At 69.1% G+C, this 16,687-nt stretch carries 17 protein-coding genes and 4 tRNA genes; 7 read left to right on the forward strand and 14 right to left on the reverse strand.

Annotated elements, in window-relative coordinates:
• Nucleotides 1–37: 37 nt before the first annotated feature.
• The 6 genes from ruvB to ACFCVM_RS02410 all read right to left on the reverse strand — a co-directional run bounded on the left by ruvB (nt 38) and on the right by ACFCVM_RS02410 (nt 4,509).
• Entirely contained in the window at nt 38–1,078 is a 1,041-nt protein-coding gene (ruvB, locus tag ACFCVM_RS02385; RefSeq protein WP_375833402.1) for a Holliday junction branch migration DNA helicase RuvB, read from the reverse strand.
• Nucleotides 1,075–1,695 carry a Holliday junction branch migration protein RuvA gene (gene ruvA, locus ACFCVM_RS02390; RefSeq protein ID WP_375833405.1) on the reverse strand — a complete coding sequence of 207 codons (621 nt, stop codon included), beginning with the start codon at nt 1,693–1,695 and terminating at the stop codon, nt 1,075–1,077. The genes ruvB and ruvA overlap by 4 nt, the downstream gene beginning before the upstream one ends.
• On the reverse strand, nt 1,692–2,300 hold the full coding sequence (ruvC, locus tag ACFCVM_RS02395) for a crossover junction endodeoxyribonuclease RuvC (protein WP_375833407.1): 609 nt from the start codon (nt 2,298–2,300) through the stop codon (nt 1,692–1,694). The genes ruvA and ruvC overlap by 4 nt, the downstream gene beginning before the upstream one ends.
• Before the next feature lie 9 nt (nt 2,301–2,309).
• Complete coding sequence (locus ACFCVM_RS02400; RefSeq protein ID WP_375833410.1) at nt 2,310–3,068, reverse strand: YebC/PmpR family DNA-binding transcriptional regulator; 759 nt, start codon at nt 3,066–3,068, stop codon at nt 2,310–2,312.
• Nucleotides 3,069–3,129: 61 nt separating this feature from the next.
• Complete coding sequence (locus ACFCVM_RS02405) at nt 3,130–3,870, reverse strand: hemerythrin domain-containing protein (RefSeq protein ID WP_375833412.1); 741 nt, start codon at nt 3,868–3,870, stop codon at nt 3,130–3,132.
• A 108-nt stretch (nt 3,871–3,978) separates the two neighbouring features.
• Nucleotides 3,979–4,509 carry a DUF1697 domain-containing protein gene (locus tag ACFCVM_RS02410; RefSeq protein ID WP_375833415.1) on the reverse strand — a complete coding sequence of 177 codons (531 nt, stop codon included), beginning with the start codon at nt 4,507–4,509 and terminating at the stop codon, nt 3,979–3,981.
• Between the two features lie 122 nt (nt 4,510–4,631).
• Between ACFCVM_RS02410 and ACFCVM_RS02415 the strand changes: the two genes are divergently transcribed.
• Nucleotides 4,632–5,252 (forward strand): hypothetical protein, encoded by a 621-nt coding sequence (locus tag ACFCVM_RS02415; RefSeq protein ID WP_375833418.1) that lies wholly within the window; start codon nt 4,632–4,634, stop codon nt 5,250–5,252.
• 34 nt (nt 5,253–5,286) lie between these two features.
• On the opposite strand, the gene pdxT is transcribed toward ACFCVM_RS02415, so the two are convergent.
• On the reverse strand, nt 5,287–5,928 hold the full coding sequence (gene pdxT / locus ACFCVM_RS02420) for a pyridoxal 5'-phosphate synthase glutaminase subunit PdxT (protein WP_375833420.1): 642 nt from the start codon (nt 5,926–5,928) through the stop codon (nt 5,287–5,289).
• Entirely contained in the window at nt 5,925–6,815 is an 891-nt protein-coding gene (gene pdxS, locus ACFCVM_RS02425; protein WP_332063205.1) for a pyridoxal 5'-phosphate synthase lyase subunit PdxS, read from the reverse strand. The genes pdxT and pdxS overlap by 4 nt, the downstream gene beginning before the upstream one ends.
• 150 nt (nt 6,816–6,965) lie before the next feature.
• Here pdxS and ACFCVM_RS02430 point away from each other — a divergent pair, with 150 nt between their 5' ends.
• Together ACFCVM_RS02430 and pdxY are read left to right on the forward strand one after the other, a co-directional pair.
• Complete coding sequence (locus ACFCVM_RS02430) at nt 6,966–8,279, forward strand: aminotransferase class I/II-fold pyridoxal phosphate-dependent enzyme (RefSeq protein ID WP_375836626.1); 1,314 nt, start codon at nt 6,966–6,968, stop codon at nt 8,277–8,279.
• 50 nt (nt 8,280–8,329) lie between these two features.
• Nucleotides 8,330–9,181 (forward strand): pyridoxal kinase PdxY, encoded by an 852-nt coding sequence (pdxY, locus tag ACFCVM_RS02435; RefSeq protein WP_375833424.1) that lies wholly within the window; start codon nt 8,330–8,332, stop codon nt 9,179–9,181.
• A 43-nt stretch (nt 9,182–9,224) separates the two neighbouring features.
• Here pdxY and ACFCVM_RS02440 read toward each other — a convergent pair whose 3' ends face one another.
• Complete coding sequence (locus ACFCVM_RS02440; RefSeq protein ID WP_375833427.1) at nt 9,225–9,788, reverse strand: HIT domain-containing protein; 564 nt, start codon at nt 9,786–9,788, stop codon at nt 9,225–9,227.
• Nucleotides 9,785–11,719: a threonine--tRNA ligase gene (thrS, locus tag ACFCVM_RS02445; RefSeq protein ID WP_375836628.1), complete on the reverse strand. Its 1,935-nt coding sequence runs from the start codon at nt 11,717–11,719 to the stop codon at nt 9,785–9,787. The genes ACFCVM_RS02440 and thrS overlap by 4 nt, the downstream gene beginning before the upstream one ends.
• Nucleotides 11,720–11,888: 169 nt before the next feature.
• On the opposite strand from thrS, the gene ACFCVM_RS02450 reads away from it, so the two are divergent.
• Both ACFCVM_RS02450 and ACFCVM_RS02455 read left to right on the forward strand, forming a co-directional pair.
• The gene (locus tag ACFCVM_RS02450) at nt 11,889–12,482 is read left to right on the forward strand and encodes a hypothetical protein (protein ID WP_375833429.1); all 594 of its coding nucleotides are present in this window, start codon (nt 11,889–11,891) and stop codon (nt 12,480–12,482) included.
• A gap of 235 nt (nt 12,483–12,717) precedes the next feature.
• Complete coding sequence (locus ACFCVM_RS02455) at nt 12,718–14,772, forward strand: glycosyl hydrolase family 28-related protein (RefSeq protein ID WP_375833432.1); 2,055 nt, start codon at nt 12,718–12,720, stop codon at nt 14,770–14,772.
• 113 nt (nt 14,773–14,885) lie between these two features.
• Here the strand turns inward: ACFCVM_RS02455 and ACFCVM_RS02460 are convergent.
• The 3 genes from ACFCVM_RS02460 to ACFCVM_RS02470 all read right to left on the reverse strand — a co-directional run bounded on the left by ACFCVM_RS02460 (nt 14,886) and on the right by ACFCVM_RS02470 (nt 15,185).
• Nucleotides 14,886–14,957 (reverse strand) — tRNA-Val (locus ACFCVM_RS02460).
• A 25-nt stretch (nt 14,958–14,982) separates the two neighbouring features.
• A tRNA-Cys gene (locus ACFCVM_RS02465) sits at nt 14,983–15,056 on the reverse strand.
• 57 nt (nt 15,057–15,113) lie between these two features.
• Nucleotides 15,114–15,185, reverse strand: a tRNA-Gly gene (locus ACFCVM_RS02470).
• 250 nt (nt 15,186–15,435) lie between these two features.
• On the opposite strand from ACFCVM_RS02470, the gene ACFCVM_RS02475 reads away from it, so the two are divergent.
• Nucleotides 15,436–15,508, forward strand: a tRNA-Val gene (locus ACFCVM_RS02475).
• 131 nt (nt 15,509–15,639) lie between these two features.
• Complete coding sequence (locus ACFCVM_RS02480; protein ID WP_375833434.1) at nt 15,640–15,999, forward strand: VOC family protein; 360 nt, start codon at nt 15,640–15,642, stop codon at nt 15,997–15,999.
• A gap of 58 nt (nt 16,000–16,057) precedes the next feature.
• Here ACFCVM_RS02480 and ACFCVM_RS02485 read toward each other — a convergent pair whose 3' ends face one another.
• Complete coding sequence (locus tag ACFCVM_RS02485; RefSeq protein ID WP_375833436.1) at nt 16,058–16,645, reverse strand: type II toxin-antitoxin system PemK/MazF family toxin; 588 nt, start codon at nt 16,643–16,645, stop codon at nt 16,058–16,060.
• Nucleotides 16,646–16,687 lie beyond the last annotated feature (42 nt).

The raw sequence follows: 16,687 nt of genomic DNA on the forward strand, positions 1-16,687 counted from the left end.
CACGAAGTCATCGGTGCTGAGGGGTCAGCTTCAAGGATTATAGGTCATCGATCGGAAGCGCCGCTGCCGCATCGGGTGCATGCGCCGCGAGACCGAAGTGACGCCATGCCGCGGGTGTCGCCATGCGACCCCTCGGAGTGCGAGTGATGAGCCCGATGCGCACGAGGAACGGCTCGACGACGGCCTCGATCGTCTCGGCCTCTTCGCCGACCGAGACGGCGAGTGTGTTGAGACCGACGGGTCCGCCTCCGAAGCGCGTGAGGATCATCTCCATGACCGCGCGGTCGAGGCGGTCGAGGCCGAGGGGATCGACGTCGTAGAGCTCGAGCGCCGCACGAACCGCGGCGAGGTCGGCACGTTCGCCGTGGACGAGCGCGTAGTCGCGCACCCGGCGGAGCAGGCGGTTCGCGATGCGAGGAGTGCCGCGGCAGCGCCCGGCGATCTCGGCGAGCGCTTCGCGATCGGCGTCGAGACCGAGCATCGAACCGGCACGTTCGAGCACCTGCTCGAGCTCCGCCTCGTCGTAGAACTCGAGGTGGGCCGTGAAGCCGAAGCGGTCGCGCAGCGGGTTGGGCAGGAGCCCGGCGCGCGTGGTCGCCCCGACGAGCGTGAACGGCGACAGGTCGAGCGGCACGGAGGTCGCCCCGGCCCCCTTGCCGACCATGATGTCGATGCGGAAGTCCTCCATGGCGAGGTACAGCATCTCTTCGGCCGAACGCGCCATGCGGTGGATCTCGTCGATGAAGAGCACCTCGCCCGGCACGAGCGAGCTCAGGATGGCCGCGAGGTCGCCGGCGTGCTGAATGGCGGGACCGCTCGACATGCGCAGGGGTCGCCCGCCCTCGTGGGCGACGATCATCGCGAGGGTGGTCTTGCCGAGCCCGGGCGGGCCCGCGAGCAGGATGTGGTCGGGCGTGCGCTGCTGCAGGGTCGCCGCGGTGAGCAGCAGCTGCAACTGGCCGCGCACACGGGTCTGGCCGACGAACTCGCCGAGGCTCTTCGGTCGCAGGGCACCCTCGAACGCGAGCTCGGCCTCTGAGGCGAGCACCGGGTCGGTCAGGTCGAGGTCGTCGCTCATCGCGCCCGCCCCGTCTGCTGCGCGGGGCCGAGCCGTGCGAGCGTGAGCCGCAGCAGCGTGGGCACCGAGGTTGCTTCGATGTCGGTCACCGCGGCGATCGTCTCGTCGACGGCCTCCGCCGCGACCCGCTCCGACCAGCCGAGGCCCGTGAGCGCTGCGAGCACGCTGTCGGCTGCACCGCCTGCGACGACGGGTGCGTGCGGCGTCGACACGGCGGGTGCGACGAGCTTGCCGGCCAGCGAGACGGTGATGAGCTTCGCGGTCTTCGGGCCGATGCCGCTCACCTTGCGGAACACGGCGTCGTCGTCGCGCTGCACGGCCTCGGCGATCTGCCCGGGCGAGAGCACCGAGAGCACGCCGAGCGCCGACTTCGGCCCGACGCCGGTGACCCCGATCAGGAGGTCGAAGACGTCGAGCTCGTCGCGAGTGGCGAAGCCGAAGAGGGTTAGCGAGTCTTCGCGCACGACGAGCGTCGTGTGCACGGATGCCTCGTGCCCCTCGCGCATCGAGAGGGCCAGCGCCGGCGTCGTGTTGACGTGGAACCCCACCCCGCCGACCTCGATCACGACCGAACCACCGGCAGCTGCGAGCACACGGCCACGAAGAGAGGAGATCACCGCTTCAGCCTACGGGCCGCCCCCGACACGGAGGCGGAGCGCTCCGCGGCGAGCCACGCACGCTGCGCCGGCGTGAGCGCGGAATCGCCGGCAGCGTCGTCGGCGCCGTCGCGGACCGCGGCGCCCGCGACTCCCCCGGTGCGCCAGGCATGGCAGATCGCCAGGGCGAGGGCGTCCGCGGCATCCGCCGGCTTCGGCACCTCGTCGAGGCCGAGGATGCGTGCGACCATTGCGCCCACCTGCTTCTTGTCGGCGCGGCCGTATCCGGTGATCGCGGCCTTGACCTCGCTCGGCGTGTGCAGCGCGACCGGCAGGGCGCGGCGGGCGGCGATCAGCATGGCGACGCCCGAGATCTGGGCCGTGCCCATGATCGTCGAGACGTCGCTGCGGGCGAACACGCGCTCGAGGGCGACGGCCTGCGGCCGGTGCTCCTCGATGATCGCCTCGAGTCCCTCGGCGATGCGCACGAGCCGGCGCGGGGTGTCGAGCTCGGCGGGCGAGCGCAGCACGACGACGTCGACGAGTCGCGCCGTGCGGTTCGGCTCGACATCGACGACGCCCACGCCGCATCGCGTGAGGCCGGGGTCGATGCCGAGCACTCGCACGGCGATCGGCTACTCCGCTTCGAGCTCGGCCTGCACCTCGGGGGTGAGGTCGAAGTTGCTGTAGATGTTCTGCACGTCGTCGCTGTCTTCGAGCGCGTCGATGAGACGGAACACCTTGCGGGCGGTCTCGGCGTCGATCTCGACCTTGAGCGACGGCACGAACGCGGCATCCGCGGAGTCGTAGTCGATGCCCGCCTCCTGCAGCGCGGTGCGCGCGGCGACCATGTCGGATGCCTCGGTGATGACCTCGAAGGTCTCGCCCTCGTCGGTCACCTCTTCTGCGCCGGCATCGAGCACCGCGCCGAGCACGTCGTCTTCGCTGAGACCGTCGGTCTTGGCGACCACGATGACGCCCTTGCGCGCGAAGTTGTACGCGACGGACCCCGGGTCGGCCATGGTGCCGCCGTTGCGGGACATGAGCGTGCGCACCTCGGCGGCCGCACGGTTCTTGTTGTCGGTGAGGCACTCGATGAGCAGCGCCACGCCGTTGGGGCCGTAGCCCTCGTACATGATCGTCGTGTACTCGATCGACTCACCGGTCAGGCCGGCGCCGCGCTTGATCGCGCGATCGATGTTGTCGTTCGGGACGGAGGTCTTCTTCGCCTTCTGCACGGCGTCGACCAGGGTCGGGTTGCCGGAGAGATCGGCGCCGCCCATCTTCGCGGCGACCTCGATGTTCTTGATGAGCTTCGCGAACGACTTCGCACGGCGCGAATCGATGATCGCCTTCTTGTGCTTGGTCGTCGCCCACTTGGAATGCCCGGACATGCGTCTCCTGAATCGAATCCTCTCGCGGGCCGGGTCGCGGCTCGCGCGCCACCATTCTAGGTCAGCGGCGCCCGACCTCCACGCTCTTCCGCGGCACGGGATGCAGTCGGCGGAGGGCGCGCTCGTACCGACGACGGCCGAACAGCCGGTAGGCGACCCGCATGGGCGCGGGCAGCTCGCGGTCCATCCACGCGGCGCGCTCGGTCTCCGGGACGGCCGCCATCATGAGGCCCAGCAGCAGGAACAGCGGCAACGGCGGTTTCTCGCGCTGCGCGTGGGCGGAGATCTCGTCCCACTCGGCCTCGGAGAGCACCGCGTCGAGCACGGGGAACGCCTCGCGCTCCTCATCGGCGAGATGCACGGCGAGGCTCCGGTCGACCTCGTCGAGTGCCGTCGCCAGGCGCTCGGCCGCCGCTGCATCGGCACCACTCGCCGTCCAGCCGTCGATGAGCACGTCGATCGCGTCGAGCTGGTCGGAGACGTTCTGGTGCTGCGACCGCATGAGGGCGACGTGGAGCCCGCACGCGGGTGCTCGTTCGCTCATCCGGTCCCAGAAGAAGTCGTCTTCCGCGTGATGGTGCACGTGAAGCAGCTTCGTGAGGCCGTGCAGGTGCTTGGAGAGGAAGGCCGCCCGCGGCGTATCACCGGGCACGACCTCGCGCACGAGCGCGGGCGCTTCGCCGAAGAGGCGACGGAACATGCGGTGGATGAGCACGATCTCATCGCTGCGGCAGGTCGTCCGAGGCGCGTCGGGAGCCCCGGGAGCGCCGGGAGCGCCGGAACTGGGGAGTCGAGTGGTCATGGGAAGACAGCGAAGCGGATGCCGCGGCCTCCCGCCCCCGTGACGACCCGCGCTTGCACTCGGTGCCTCCCCTGAACTCCGGCGTACTCGGGAAGGCCGGGACTGGGCTCAGCCGAGCATCTTCCGAAGGGTCCGGAGGTTGCGGTTCGTGGTCGTCGGCTTGAACCTGGTCTTCGCGAGCAGCTTCGCGAACGCCGTGTCGACCGTCGTGCCCTTCACGGGGTTCCAGTACACGACGCCCTCCCCCTGCGCGATCGGATCGACGTCGGGGTCCGCCTCGCCGGCGAACGCCACGAGCTCTTCGATGACGGCGGAATCGGAGGCGAAGATCACCCATGGTTGACGTCGTTCGTCTTCAGCGTCGAACGGGAAATCGTCGACGGCGCGCGCCAGCTCGTCGCGGGTGACGAGCACGATCCACGCGTCGTAGTCGAACCGGTCGCGGAGCCCCTGCTCGATGCGCGCCTTCAGCGCCCCGTGCGACTCCTTCGCGGAACTCTCGAACACGACGTTGCCGCTCGCGAGGACCGTGCGGACTCCACCGAACCCCAGGCCCTCGAACAGTTCGCGCAGATCTGCGGATCTCACAGTGATTCCGCCGACGTTGACGCCGCGGAGCAGTGCGATGTAGTCGACCATGCTGCGACCCTAGCGAGCACGACCGACCACGCGCATCGCCCGGCGGCGCTTGTCGCGGGAACGACCGGCGTGGAAGGCTCGGTGCGAGCCGGCGCTTCGATCGCCGGACGCGAGGAGGGGCCGTGTTCTTCAGCCGATTGCCGGATCCCGCAGAGCCCGAACGCACGGCCGTGCCGGCAGCACCGGCGTGGGTGCAGCCTCCCGACGAGCTCGGCGTGCCGATCGTGTTCACCGCGTTCCTCGAGCGAACCACCGACACCGTGCTCGCCGTGACGGGGATCACCGCCTACTCGAACGGCTGCGCGATCACCGCGAAGTGGGCGCTGCGCCGCGGAACCCGCAGCGACGAGGGCTGGCGGGCGGCGGTCACCTCCGGCACCGGCCACCACGCGCCGTTCGAAGCCCCCGGCGACGTGGCGCTCCGCTTCGGTACGATCGCCGACGACGGCGGCATCGCGCGCAGCGACGGGAACGTTCCGTGGTGGACGTCAGCTGCTGACGAGCCGTTCACCGGACCGTCGCTGATCGTGCGCGGCGGCGCTTCCGGTGGAAGCGACGATCGCTTCGACGGCACGGTCGAGCTCTGGCTCTGGCCGCTGCCCGCCGACGGCGTCCTCGAGCTCGTCGCTGAATGGCAGGGCGCGGGAATGCCGGAACGCCGCATCCGATTCGACGCCACGGCGATCCGCACCGCCGCACTCGGCTCGCTCCCGTTCTTCGACGACGAAGCGGGAGACGCCTGAACGTTCGCTCAGCCGGGTGACGCAGCCCGATGCATCAGGCCCGGGTGCGCACCTTCGCGAGGAAGTACTCGTGGAAGCGGTGCTCCCCCGTGATCTCGGGGTGGAAGCTCGTGCCGATGAGGTTGCCCTGCTCGACCGCGACGACCCGGCCGTCGTCGAGCGTCGCGAGCGGCGTCGCGCCGTCGCCGACGGACTCGACGACGGGCCCGCGGATGAACACGGCATGCACCGGCACCTCGCCGAGCACGGGGATGTCGAGATCGGTCTCGAACGACTGGTTCTGCGAGCCGAAGGCGTTGCGGCGCACCACGACGTCGAGGCCGCCGAGCGACTCCTGGCCGGCGATCGCGTCGAGCACCGTGTCGGCGAGCATGATGAGCCCGGCGCACGTGCCGTAGACGGGAAGCCCCGCGGCGATCGCGGCCTTCAGCGGCGCCTGCAACCCGAAGGTTCGCGCGAGCTTGTCCATGACGCTCGACTCGCCGCCGGGGATCACGAGACCCTCGATCGCGTCGAGCTCCTCGGGGCGGCGAATGAGCGAGACGTCGGCGCCGAGCGTGGCGAGCACATGCGCATGCTCGCGGAAGTCCCCCTGGAGGGCGAGCACCCCGACGCGGGGGCCGGCCGAAGCCGACCGCCCCGCATCGAGGGAACCGCTCCTGAGGTTGGTGATCACCAGCCGCGCTCGGCGAGGCGGTGCGGTGCGGCGAGGTCGGCGACGTTGATGCCGACCATGGCCTCGCCGAGGCCGCGCGAGACCTGTGCGACGACCGAGGGGTCGTCGTAGAACGTGGTGGCCTTCACGACCGCGGCGGCACGCGCCTCGGGGTTGCCCGACTTGAAGATGCCCGAGCCGACGAACACGCCGTCGGCGCCGAGCTGCATCATCATCGCGGCATCCGCGGGCGTGGCGACGCCGCCGGCGACGAAGAGCACGACCGGGAGCTTGCCGGTCTCCGCAACCTCGAGCACGAGCTCGTAGGGCGCCTGCAGCTCCTTCGCAGCGACGTACAGCTCGTCCTTCGTCATCGAGCGCAGCACGTTGATCTCGGAGGAGATCTTGCGGATGTGCTTCGTCGCCTCGGAGACGTCGCCGGTGCCGGCCTCGCCCTTCGAACGGATCATCGCCGCGCCCTCGTTGATGCGACGGAGCGCCTCACCGAGGTTCGTCGCGCCGCAGACGAAGGGGGTGTTGAACGCCCACTTGTCGATGTGGTTCACGTAGTCGGCGGGAGAGAGCACCTCGGACTCGTCGATGTAGTCGACGTCGAGGGCCTGCAGCACCTGCGCCTCGACGAAGTGGCCGATGCGGGCCTTCGCCATGACGGGGATCGACACCTCGGCGATGATCGCGTCGATGAGGTCGGGGTCGCTCATGCGGGCGACGCCGCCCTGCGAGCGGATGTCTGCGGGCACGCGCTCGAGGGCCATGACGGCGACGGCGCCGGCATCCTCGGCGATGCGCGCCTGCTCAGGGGTGACGACGTCCATGATGACGCCGCCCTTCAGCATCTCGGCGAGGCCGCGCTTCACGCGGCTCGAACCCGTTTCGGATACGGTCACAGGGGGATCCTCTCGGACGAGCGCGCGCTTCGGCGCGCATCAGAACTCGGACGTGCGCGGCACGTTGTCGCGCATCAGTACAGACGAACAGAACTATTGTCCTAGGCCAAAAGATAGCATGGTCGCAGACACGAGGAAGGGCGGTTCGACATCATCGACATCGAGGGACGCTCGGCGGCCGAGATCGCCGACAGCCTGCGCACGCTCATCGAGCGCGGAGCGCTCCGGCCCGGCGACGCCCTCCCCCCGGTTCGCACCCTGGCGGAGCATCTCGGCGTCAACCGGAACACCGCCGTCTCCGCCTACCGGCAGCTGATGAACGCGGGCGTCGTGATCACCCTCGGCCGCGGCGGCACTCGCGTGGCCGGCGGTGCTGCCGTCGCGCAGGAGGGCTTCGCCGCCGACACCGCCCTCCGCGACATCGGCACCGGCAATCCCGATCCCTCCCGCATCCCCGACCCCTCGCACGCGCTGGCGAGCATCGCCCGTCGCCCGGTGCTGTACGGCGAGCCCGTCATCGATCCCGACCTCGCCCGGTGGGCGCAGGAGTGGATGGGCGCGGACCTGCCGCCCGAGATCCCGATGCACCTCACCGTGACGAGCGGCGCCGGCGACGCCGTCGAGCGACTGCTCGCCCAGGCGCTCACACGTGATGACGCCGTCGCCCTCGAAGACCCGTGCTTCCTCACGAGCATCCATACGGTGCGCGTCGCAGGCTATCGGCCGGTGCCGGTGCCGATCGACGACGAGGGCATGACCGTCGAGGGCCTCCGCGCCGCGCTCGAACAGGGCGTCCGCGCGGTCATCTGCACGCCGCGAGCCCAGAACCCGACCGGCGCGGGCCTCTCCGAGCAACGCGCCGCCGAGCTGCGCGCGGTGCTCCGCGATCACCCGTACGTGCTCGTCATCGAGGACGACCACTACTCGCTGCTCTCGCAACTGCCCTACCACTCGCTCATCGGCGCCGAGCATCGACGCTGGGCGCTCGTGCGCTCGGTGTCGAAGTTCCTCGGTCCCGACATGTGCCTCGCCGTCACGGCCTCCGACCCCGAGACCGCCGACCGGCTCGCCATGCGCCTCACCCCCGGCACGACATGGGTGAGCCACCTGCTGCAACGGCTCGTGCGCGCGCTCGCGACCGACCCCGAGGTCACCGCCGGCATCCGGGCGGCGGGCGAGCACTACGCAGCTCGCAACGCCGCGTTCGCCGAGCTCCTCAGCGCCGAGGGCATTCCGACGCACGCCGGCGACGGCCTGAACGTCTGGGTGCCCCTCGGCGCACCCGCCCGCGCGGTCTCCGAGCAGCTCATGCGTCGCGGGTGGCTCGCGAGGCCCGGCGACGAGTTCGCACTCGGCGCCGAGGCATCCGATCACCTCCGCCTCACCGTGCACGACCTCGACGACGCCGACCTGCGTAAGCTCGCCGCCGATCTCGGCGCCTCCGTTCGAGCGGTTCGCCGCTAGCGCCCGCGCCGCGAACGAAGCACCGACGCCGGAGGTGCGATGATCGATCGGTGAAGATTCTCTCGATCCAGTCCGCGGTCGCCTACGGTCACGTCGGCAACTCCGCCGCCGTCTTCCCCCTGCAGCGCATCGGCGTCGAGGTGCTGCCGGTCTACACCGTCAACTTCTCGAACCACACCGGCTACGGCGCGTGGCGCGGGCCGATGATCAGCCCCGACGACGTTCGCGACGTCATCACGGGCATCGAGGAGCGCGGGGTGTTCCCGCAGATCGACGTCGTGCTCTCGGGCTATCAGGGCGGCGAGGGCATCGCCGACGTCATCCTCGATGCGGTCGCGCGGGTCAAGGCCGCGAACCCCGACGCCGTGTACGCCTGCGACCCCGTCATGGGCAATGCGAAATCCGGATGCTTCGTGGCTCCGGCCATCCCGGTCCTGCTGCGCGACCGCGTGGTGCCGGCGGCCGACATCATCACGCCCAACCAGTTCGAGCTCGGCTTCCTCACCGAGACCGAGCCCGACACCCTCGAGTCGACGCTCGCGTCGGTCGATCTGGTGCGCGCGACCGGCCCGCGCACCGTCCTCGTGACGAGCGTCGAGCGGCCCGACCGCGAGGAGGGCACGATCGAGATGCTCGCCGTCGACGACTCGGGCGCCTGGATCGTGCAGACGCCGCTGCTGCCGATGAAGGCGAACGGCTCCGGCGACGTGACCGCAGCGCTCTTCACGGCGCACTACCGGCGCACGGGCGATGCGGCCGACGCCCTCGCTCGCGCCACGTCGAGCGTCTTCGACCTGCTCTCGATCACGCACACCTCGGGCGAGCGCGAACTGCAGCTCGTCGAGGCACAGGAGTACTACGCGAACCCCAGCCTGCAGTTCACCGTGCGCCAGGTGCGCTGAGTCGCATCCGCCCGGTACGGGCCCGCCCCGGCGCAGCGAGCGCTCAGGCGGGCCACGCCTCGGCGATCTCCTGGCGCACCTCGCCGAGCAGGCGCGGCAGCGCCTTCGTGCCGGCGATGATCGGGAAGAAGTTCGAGTCGAGCGCCCACCGCGGCACGATGTGCTGGTGCAGGTGCTCGGCGATGCCCGCGCCCGCGATGCGGCCCTGGTTCATGCCGATGTTGAACCCGTCGCACTTCGACACCTGCTTGACGACGCGCATCGCGATCTGCGTGAGCTCGCCGATCTCGGCGACCTCTTCGGGCGTCGCCTCGTCGTACGTCGCAATGTGGCGGTACGGGCAGACGAGCAGGTGCCCGCTGTTGTACGGGTAGAGGTTCAGCAGCACGTACGCGTGCGTTCCGCGTGCGACGATGAGCGACTGCTCATCGGTCATCTCGGGGGCGCGGCAGAACGGGCACGTGTGCTCGTCGGGCTGCTGGCCGTGCTGGATGTACACCAGCCGGTGGGGCGTCCAGAGACGTTGGAACGCGTCGGGCACTCCGGCCAGGTCGGCCGCGGCATCCGTCTGCACGCCCTCGAACTCGTCGGGCTGGTACGCGCTCATGCGAACAGGTCGTCGCGAGTGACGACCTGGCGACGCTCCTCGATGACCTGCTTGATGCGCTCGACCGCCTCGGCGATCGCGACGCCGTTCTCCTGGGTGCCGTCGCGGAAGCGGAAGCTGACCGTCTCACCCGAGCGGTCGCTGTCGCCGGCGATGAGCTGGATCGGCACCTTCTGGGTGGTGTGCGTGCGGATCTTCTTCTGCATGCGGTCGTCGCTCACGTCGAGCTCGGCACGAACACCGGCGCCCCTCAGCTGCTCGATGATCGCACCGAGGTAGGGCGCGAAGTCATCGGCGACGGGAATGCCGACGACCTGCACGGGAGCGAGCCACACCGGGAACGCTCCCGCGTAGTGCTCGAGGAGAATCGCGAAGAATCGCTCGATCGAACCGAACAGCGCCCGGTGGATCATGATCGGCCGCTTCTTCTGGCCGTCGCTGTCGGTGAACTCGAGTCCGAAGCGCTCGGGCAGGTTCGGGTCGACCTGCACCGTCGAGAGCTGCCAGGTGCGGCCGATCGCGTCACGGGTCTTGAGGTCGATCTTCGGGCCGTAGAACGCGGCCTCGCCGGGCATCTCGGTCAGCTTCAGTCCGCTCGAGCGGGCGACGTTGCGGAGCGCGTTCGTCGAGTACTCCCAGAACTCGTCGGAGCCGATCCACTTGTCCTTCTCGTCGTCGCGCATCGACAGCTCGAGTTCGAAGTCGTCGAGGCCGAAGTCGCGCAGCATCGAGATGACGAACTCGATGACCTTGGTCGCCTCCTCTTCGAGCTGGTCGGGAGTGACGAAGAGGTGCGAGTCGTCTTGCGTGAAGCCGCGCACGCGGGTGAGACCGTGCAGCGCACCCGAGAGCTCGTTGCGATAGACGGTGCCGTTCTCAGCCAGCCGCATCGGCAGGTCGCGGTAGCTGCGACCGCGCTCCTTGTAGATGAGGATGTGCATCGGGCAGTTCATCGGCTTCAGGTAGTAGTCCTGGCCCTGCTTGGTGATGTTGCCCTCGGCGTCGCGCTCCTCGTCCATCACGATGGGCGGGAACATGCCCTCCTTGTACGTGACGAGGTGGTTCGAGGTGAGGAACAGGTCCTCCTTCGAGATGTGCGGCGTGTACACGTAGGTGTAGCCGCCCTCGATGTGACGACGACGCGCGTGCTGCTCCATCTCCATGCGCACGACGCCGCCGCGCGGGTGCCACACCGAGAGGCCGGAGCCGATCTCCTCGGGGAAGCTGAACAGGTCGAGGTCGCGGCCGAGCTTGCGGTGGTCGCGACGCGCGGCCTCTTCGAGTCGGTGCTGGTACGCGCGCAGCTCGTCTTTCGTGGGCCATGCGGTGCCGTAGATGCGCTGGAGCTGGGGGTTCTTCTCCGAGCCGCGCCAGTAGGCCGCGGCGATGCGGGTGAGCGACCAGCCGTTGCCGATCATGCGGGTGTTCGGCAGGTGCGGACCCCGGCAGAGGTCCTTCCAGACGGTCTCACCGGTCTTCGGGTCGACGTTGTCGTAGATCGTGAGCTCGCCGGCACCGACCTCGACGTTCTCGTTGTCGCCGCCCGTCGACGCCGAGCCCTTGAGGCCGATCAGCTCGAGCTTGTACGGCTCGTTCGCGAGCTCCGCGCGCGCCTCCTCGTCGGTGACGACCCGGCGCATGAAGCGCTGGCCGGCACGGATGATTCGAGACATCTCCTTGTCGAGCGCCTTGAGGTCTTCGGGAGTGAACGGCTCGGCGACGTCGAAGTCGTAATAGAAGCCGTCGGTGACGGGCGGGCCGATGCCGAGTTTCGCCTCGGGGTTCACCGTCTGCACCGCCTGCGCGAGCACGTGCGCCGCCGAGTGGCGCAGGATGTTCAGTCCGTCGGGCGAGTCGATCGTGACGGGTTCGACCACGTCGGCCTCCGTGACCGTCGTGGCGAGGTCCTTGAGCTCGCCGTTGACGCGCATTGCGACAACGGAACGGTCGGTGAAGAGCTCGAAGCCGTCGGCCACCTGGATCCACTCCTTGAAATCGGTCTACAGAACCCTTCAACTGTAGTCGCCGTGAGCACGCCCGCTCGGCACCTCCGTGCTGCCCCTGAGACGGCTCGCGCCTCACCGTTCTAGAGTTTTGCTCATGTATGAGACATCGAAAGAACTGGGCTCTCGCAGCGAGTTCGACGAGCGTGTCGTCGAGTTCGCCGACTTCGAGCCGGACATCCGCCTCGAGGAGTGGGCCGAGAAGTACCGGGTCGGCGAGCTCGTGCTCGGCCCGATCTTCTGGGCGCCGATCGACTTCCTCTCCCCCGTGCACACCGTCGGCAAGGGTCGCACGAACCTCACCCTGATCCGCCCGACGATCATGCAGACCGATGCCGCGACGCCGTACGCCGGGTTCGATCGCCGCGAGTCGCCGACACGCAACCCCGCGGTCTCCATCCACTTCGAGCCGGCCGCCTACGGCATCACCGGCGTGGGCACCTACGTCTGCACCTTCTCGGTGGAATCCGGTGCCCCGGTGACGCTGAACGCGAGCGGCTATGCGGCATCCGGGACAGTCGTCGGCGCGGGACCCAGGAGCGTGAACGGCAAGCAGACCGTGAGCCTCACCCTGAAGAACCTGCCCGCATACGGCGGCTGGGCCGCCATCGAGCAGACGGCGGGCGAGTCGTGGGCCTGGTACACGACCCGCATCACCTACCCCCCGCTCGTGTTCGAGCAGACCGGGTGATCTCCGGGTCGGCGTCGCGACCCGGCTTGCGCGATCCGTGAAAGTTCGCGTCAGGACGCGACCGGAGTTTCACTCGCTTCCGCGAGGTTTCGCAAGAACTCGACTTTTCGATGACATTCCCTCGCACGACCTTGTGGCGCGGTTCGGCCGCGCCGTACAGTCGGCTCACCCGGCGGGCACCTCGCCCGCCCCGGTGCCCGATGACGCGCACCCACCACGAGGAGACGAGTCGACGATGCCGCGCAGCACGATCCCCTTCCCACCGTTGCGGCGCGCCTCGCGATCCGCACGGCTCGCGATCTTCCTCACCGGCGTGCTGACGCTCGGCGCGGTCGCAGGCGGCCCCCTGGCAGCGACTGCGGCGCCGAACACGTCGCCGAGTCCGGTCGTGACGCGCGCGGCGCTCGACCCGGCGCTCGTCGAAGGTCGAGGAGCATCCGTCGCGTTCCTCGAACAGGAGGCGGAGTCGGCGACCCACAACGGCACGGTCATCGGGCCCGACCGAACCGCCTACACCCTGCCCGCAGAGGCCTCGGGACGGAGCGCGGTGCAGCTCGCGCCGGGTCAGCACGTCGAGTTCACGCTCCCGGCGGCCGCGAATGCCGTCACCGTGCGCTACAGCATCCCTGATGCACCGAACGGCGGCGGCATCCGGGCTCCGCTCGACATCACCGTCAACGGCGGCCACAAGCGCACCATGACGCTCACGTCCGAGTTCGCATGGCTGTACAACCAGTACCCGTTCACGAACGACCCGAACGCCGGCCTCCTGCATCCCGACTGGTGGATCACCGAGTGCGGCTGCGTGCCCGGGGATGGGTTCGAGGTCGCGAAGCCGTTCCGTCCGATGCACTTCTACGACGAGCAGCGGATGCTTCTCGGCAAGACCTACCGTGCGGGCGACGTCATCCGGCTCACCGCCCCCGCGGGCACCACCGCCGCGTCGACGACGATCGACCTCATCGACACCGAGCAGGTCGCGCGGCCGCACGTGCGAGTGAAGGCGGCGAACGTGCTGCTGTTCGGAGCGGATCCGTTCGGTCGTCGCGATTCCGCGAAGGCGTTCGATCGCGCGATCGCGTTCGCACAGAAGCACGACCTGCCCGTCTACGTACCGCCGGGCACGTTCCGCGTGGATCGGCACATCATCGTCGACGACGTCACGATCGAGGGGGCCGGCAGCTGGTACACGACGATCACGGGCCGGGAGGTCGCGCTCGCCGAGCCGGCACCCGACGGCTCCGTGCACACCGGTGTCGGCTTCTACGGGAAGGATGCCGCGGCAGGCGGCAGCTCCAACGTGCACCTCTCCGGCTTCGCCATCGAGGGCGACGTGCGTGAGCGCATCGACACCGACCAGGTGAACGGCATCGGCGGCGCGATGAGCGACTCGACGATCGAGGGGCTCCACATCCGGCACACGAAGGTCGGCATGTGGTTCGACGGGCCGATGAACGGCCTCACAGTGAAGGACAACATCATCGTCGACCAGATCGCCGACGCGCTGAACTTCCACACCGGGGTGACGGACTCGACCGTGACGAACAACTTCGTCCGCAACACGGGAGACGACGGACTCGCCATGTGGTCGGAGAACTCCGAGAACAGCGGCAACACCTTCGATCACAACACCGTGCAGACGCCGACCCTCGCCAACGGCATCGCCATCTACGGCGGCACCGACAACACCGTGTCGAACAACCTCGTCGCGGATCCGATCCGCGAGGGCAGCGGCATCCACATCGGTTCGCGCTTCGGCGCCGAAGCGTTCACCGGTCATCTGTGGATCACCGACAACACCACCGTACGAGCCGGAACGTACGAGCTGAACTGGAACATCGGACTCGGAGCCATCTGGCTCTACGCGCTCGACCAGTCGATCGAAGCCGACATCCAGGTGGTGGGCAATCACTTCCTCGACAGCACCTACAACGCGATCATGCTCGTCGCCGACTGGCCGGTGAAGGATCTCTACCGGATCGACGGCGTGCACTTCGCCGACACCCGAATCGACGGCACCGGCACCTCGGTGCTGAGCGCCAGGGTGGCTGGCTCCGCGAGCTTCGAGAACGTCGACGCCCGCAACGTGGGCGCCGTCGGGGTGAACAACTGCGGGTCGTTCAACTTCCCGCCCACCGGTTCCGAGTTCTCGATCGTCGACCTCGGCGGAAACGACTCGAGCGGCGTGAACACCACGGGCCCCTGGCTCGCCCCGTGGGAACTGCCGAACACGATCACGTGCGACGACCGGCCTCCCGTGGTCGCACCGGCGGCGCCGTCGCCATGGTGAGCTTCCGGACGTGACGCGGACGTCTGCCCGGCCCGGTGCCTCCACCGGGCCGGGCAGACGTCGGCGAAGCCGGGCGGACACGAAAAAGCCCCCGGCGAACCGGGGGCTGTGTGTGGGCGATACTGGGATCGAACCAGTGACCTCTTCCGTGTCAGGGAAGCGCGCTACCGCTGCGCCAATCGCCCAAGTCGAGAATGGAAGTTCTCAGCTTGGAGGTGGATACGGGATTCGAACCCGTGTATACGGCTTTGCAGGCCGCTGCCTCGCCTCTCGGCCAATCCACCGTGTCTGGGTTCACCACCAAAAGAACAGGAATGGGGCTTTCGCCCCATCCTGATCAGAGCGGATGACGAGATTCGAACTCGCGACCCTCACCTTGGCAAGGTGATGCGCTACCACTGCGCCACATCCGCGTTGCTCGCATTTCTGCGTGCATGAAGACTCTAACTGATTCCCTGAACGATTCACAAACTGACGGGGTCGGGCAGCGGATTCGCGCTGATCACGGGCCGAATCCACGCCCGCATCCCGGGCGTGTCGAGGGGGTTCGAGGCTGCTCCGGGCCCACTCCGACCGCCCCGCGATCGCTCGATGTGCATTCACCCCGTGCGGTCGGCTAGTATCGAGTCCGCGGTCACCTCGTGTGACTCGCGAATCCCACATGGGCGATTGGCGCAGCTGGTAGCGCGCTTCCTTCACACGGAAGAGGTCGTCGGTTCGAGCCCGGCATCGCCCACGAAAGCCCCCTCTCCACAGGGGGCTTTCTTCGTTTCCGGGAACTGCGCCGGTCACCGGGTCAACCCGTTGTGGCCGCTCCCGCCGCCGACTACCGTGTGCCGTGTCCACGCGTCGAGGCGAGGGGGAACCATGTCAGGCGAAGTGTCGTTCATCGAGTTCGGGGCTGCGGATGCCATGACCGCACGCAGCTTCTACGGCAAGCTCTTCGGCTGGTCGTTCGAATCGGGGCCAGGCGGCGATGGTTACGCCATCTCCGGCGCCGGCGTGCCCGCAGGCGTCCACGGCGGCGACCCGGGCGCCGCGCCGTACGTCTTCTTCAGGGTCGACGACCTCGACGCGGCGGTCGCCGCCGTCGAACGACTCGGGGGCACGATCGAATCACTCCCCGGTGGTGACGACGAGGAGACTGCAGCCACATTCGGCGAGTTCCGCCTCTGCCGCGACGACCAAGGGTCGCCGTTCGGCCTGCATCGGCCACCACGCGCCTGACACGAGCGCCGCCGAGCACGGACGGGCTCTCTCAAGTGCGAGCCCGTTCGCGAACGCGTCAGCGCCAGCCGTACCGCGCATCGAGCGCGGCAGCCACGCGGCCGTAGCGCTCGGCGTCGAGCGACGCCGCCTCGCGGCGCATGCCGCCTGCGCGCACTCGGAAGACCCGGTCGATTCGAGCCCAGCTCGGTCGCCCCTCGCCGTCCCACGCCCCGGCGCCGAGCGACACGAAGTCGCGATCGCCGTCGTGGGCCTTGCTGGTCAGCTGCACCGCCAGGTAGTCACCTGCGCCGGATGCCGCGACGACGACGACGGGCCGATCCTTGCCGCGCCCGTCGTTCTCCTCGTACGGCACCCAGGTCCACACGACCTCGCCCGGATCGGGCTCGCCGTCGCGCGACGGCGCATAGCCCAGATCGACGCCGCGCAACCGCCGCGGGTCGACCTCGATCGTGGCGGACTCCCCCGCCTGCCCCGGAGACAGCGTGTCGGTCGAGGTCGACGACCGCTCGGGGGCATCCGCTGTTCGCGTCGTACGGCCCGTCTGCGGGCCTGACTGGCCGACCGACGACCGTGATGCCCCAGACCCGAGCAGCGCCCCGACGACGCGGACGAGGGCGGTGAGGAAGCGATTGGTGTCTGACACACCGGCACACTACCCCACCGCCCTCGCGGTGATCCGTCAGGC

It is taken from the genome of Agromyces sp. NPDC056389 (assembly GCF_042262385.1).
Taxonomy (GTDB): Bacteria; Actinomycetota; Actinomycetes; order Actinomycetales; family Microbacteriaceae; genus Agromyces.

Bases quoted from the DNA above. Each gene is read 5' to 3' on its own strand.
- thrS (WP_375836628.1), bottom strand. From the start codon at position 11,719: ATGCGCGTCAACGGCGAGCTCAAGGACCTCGCCACGACGGTCACGGAG.
- ACFCVM_RS02440 (WP_375833427.1), bottom strand. From the start codon at position 9,788: ATGAGCGCGTACCAGCCCGACGAGTTCGAGGGCGTGCAGACGGATGCC.
- ACFCVM_RS02455 (WP_375833432.1), top strand. From the start codon at position 12,718: ATGCCGCGCAGCACGATCCCCTTCCCACCGTTGCGGCGCGCCTCGCGA.
- ACFCVM_RS02405 (WP_375833412.1), bottom strand. From the start codon at position 3,870: ATGACCACTCGACTCCCCAGTTCCGGCGCTCCCGGCGCTCCCGGGGCT.
- ACFCVM_RS02480 (WP_375833434.1), top strand. From the start codon at position 15,640: ATGTCAGGCGAAGTGTCGTTCATCGAGTTCGGGGCTGCGGATGCCATG.
- ACFCVM_RS02410 (WP_375833415.1), bottom strand. From the start codon at position 4,509: ATGGTCGACTACATCGCACTGCTCCGCGGCGTCAACGTCGGCGGAATC.
- ACFCVM_RS02400 (WP_375833410.1), bottom strand. From the start codon at position 3,068: ATGTCCGGGCATTCCAAGTGGGCGACGACCAAGCACAAGAAGGCGATC.
- ACFCVM_RS02450 (WP_375833429.1), top strand. From the start codon at position 11,889: ATGTATGAGACATCGAAAGAACTGGGCTCTCGCAGCGAGTTCGACGAG.
- ruvB (WP_375833402.1), bottom strand. From the start codon at position 1,078: ATGAGCGACGACCTCGACCTGACCGACCCGGTGCTCGCCTCAGAGGCC.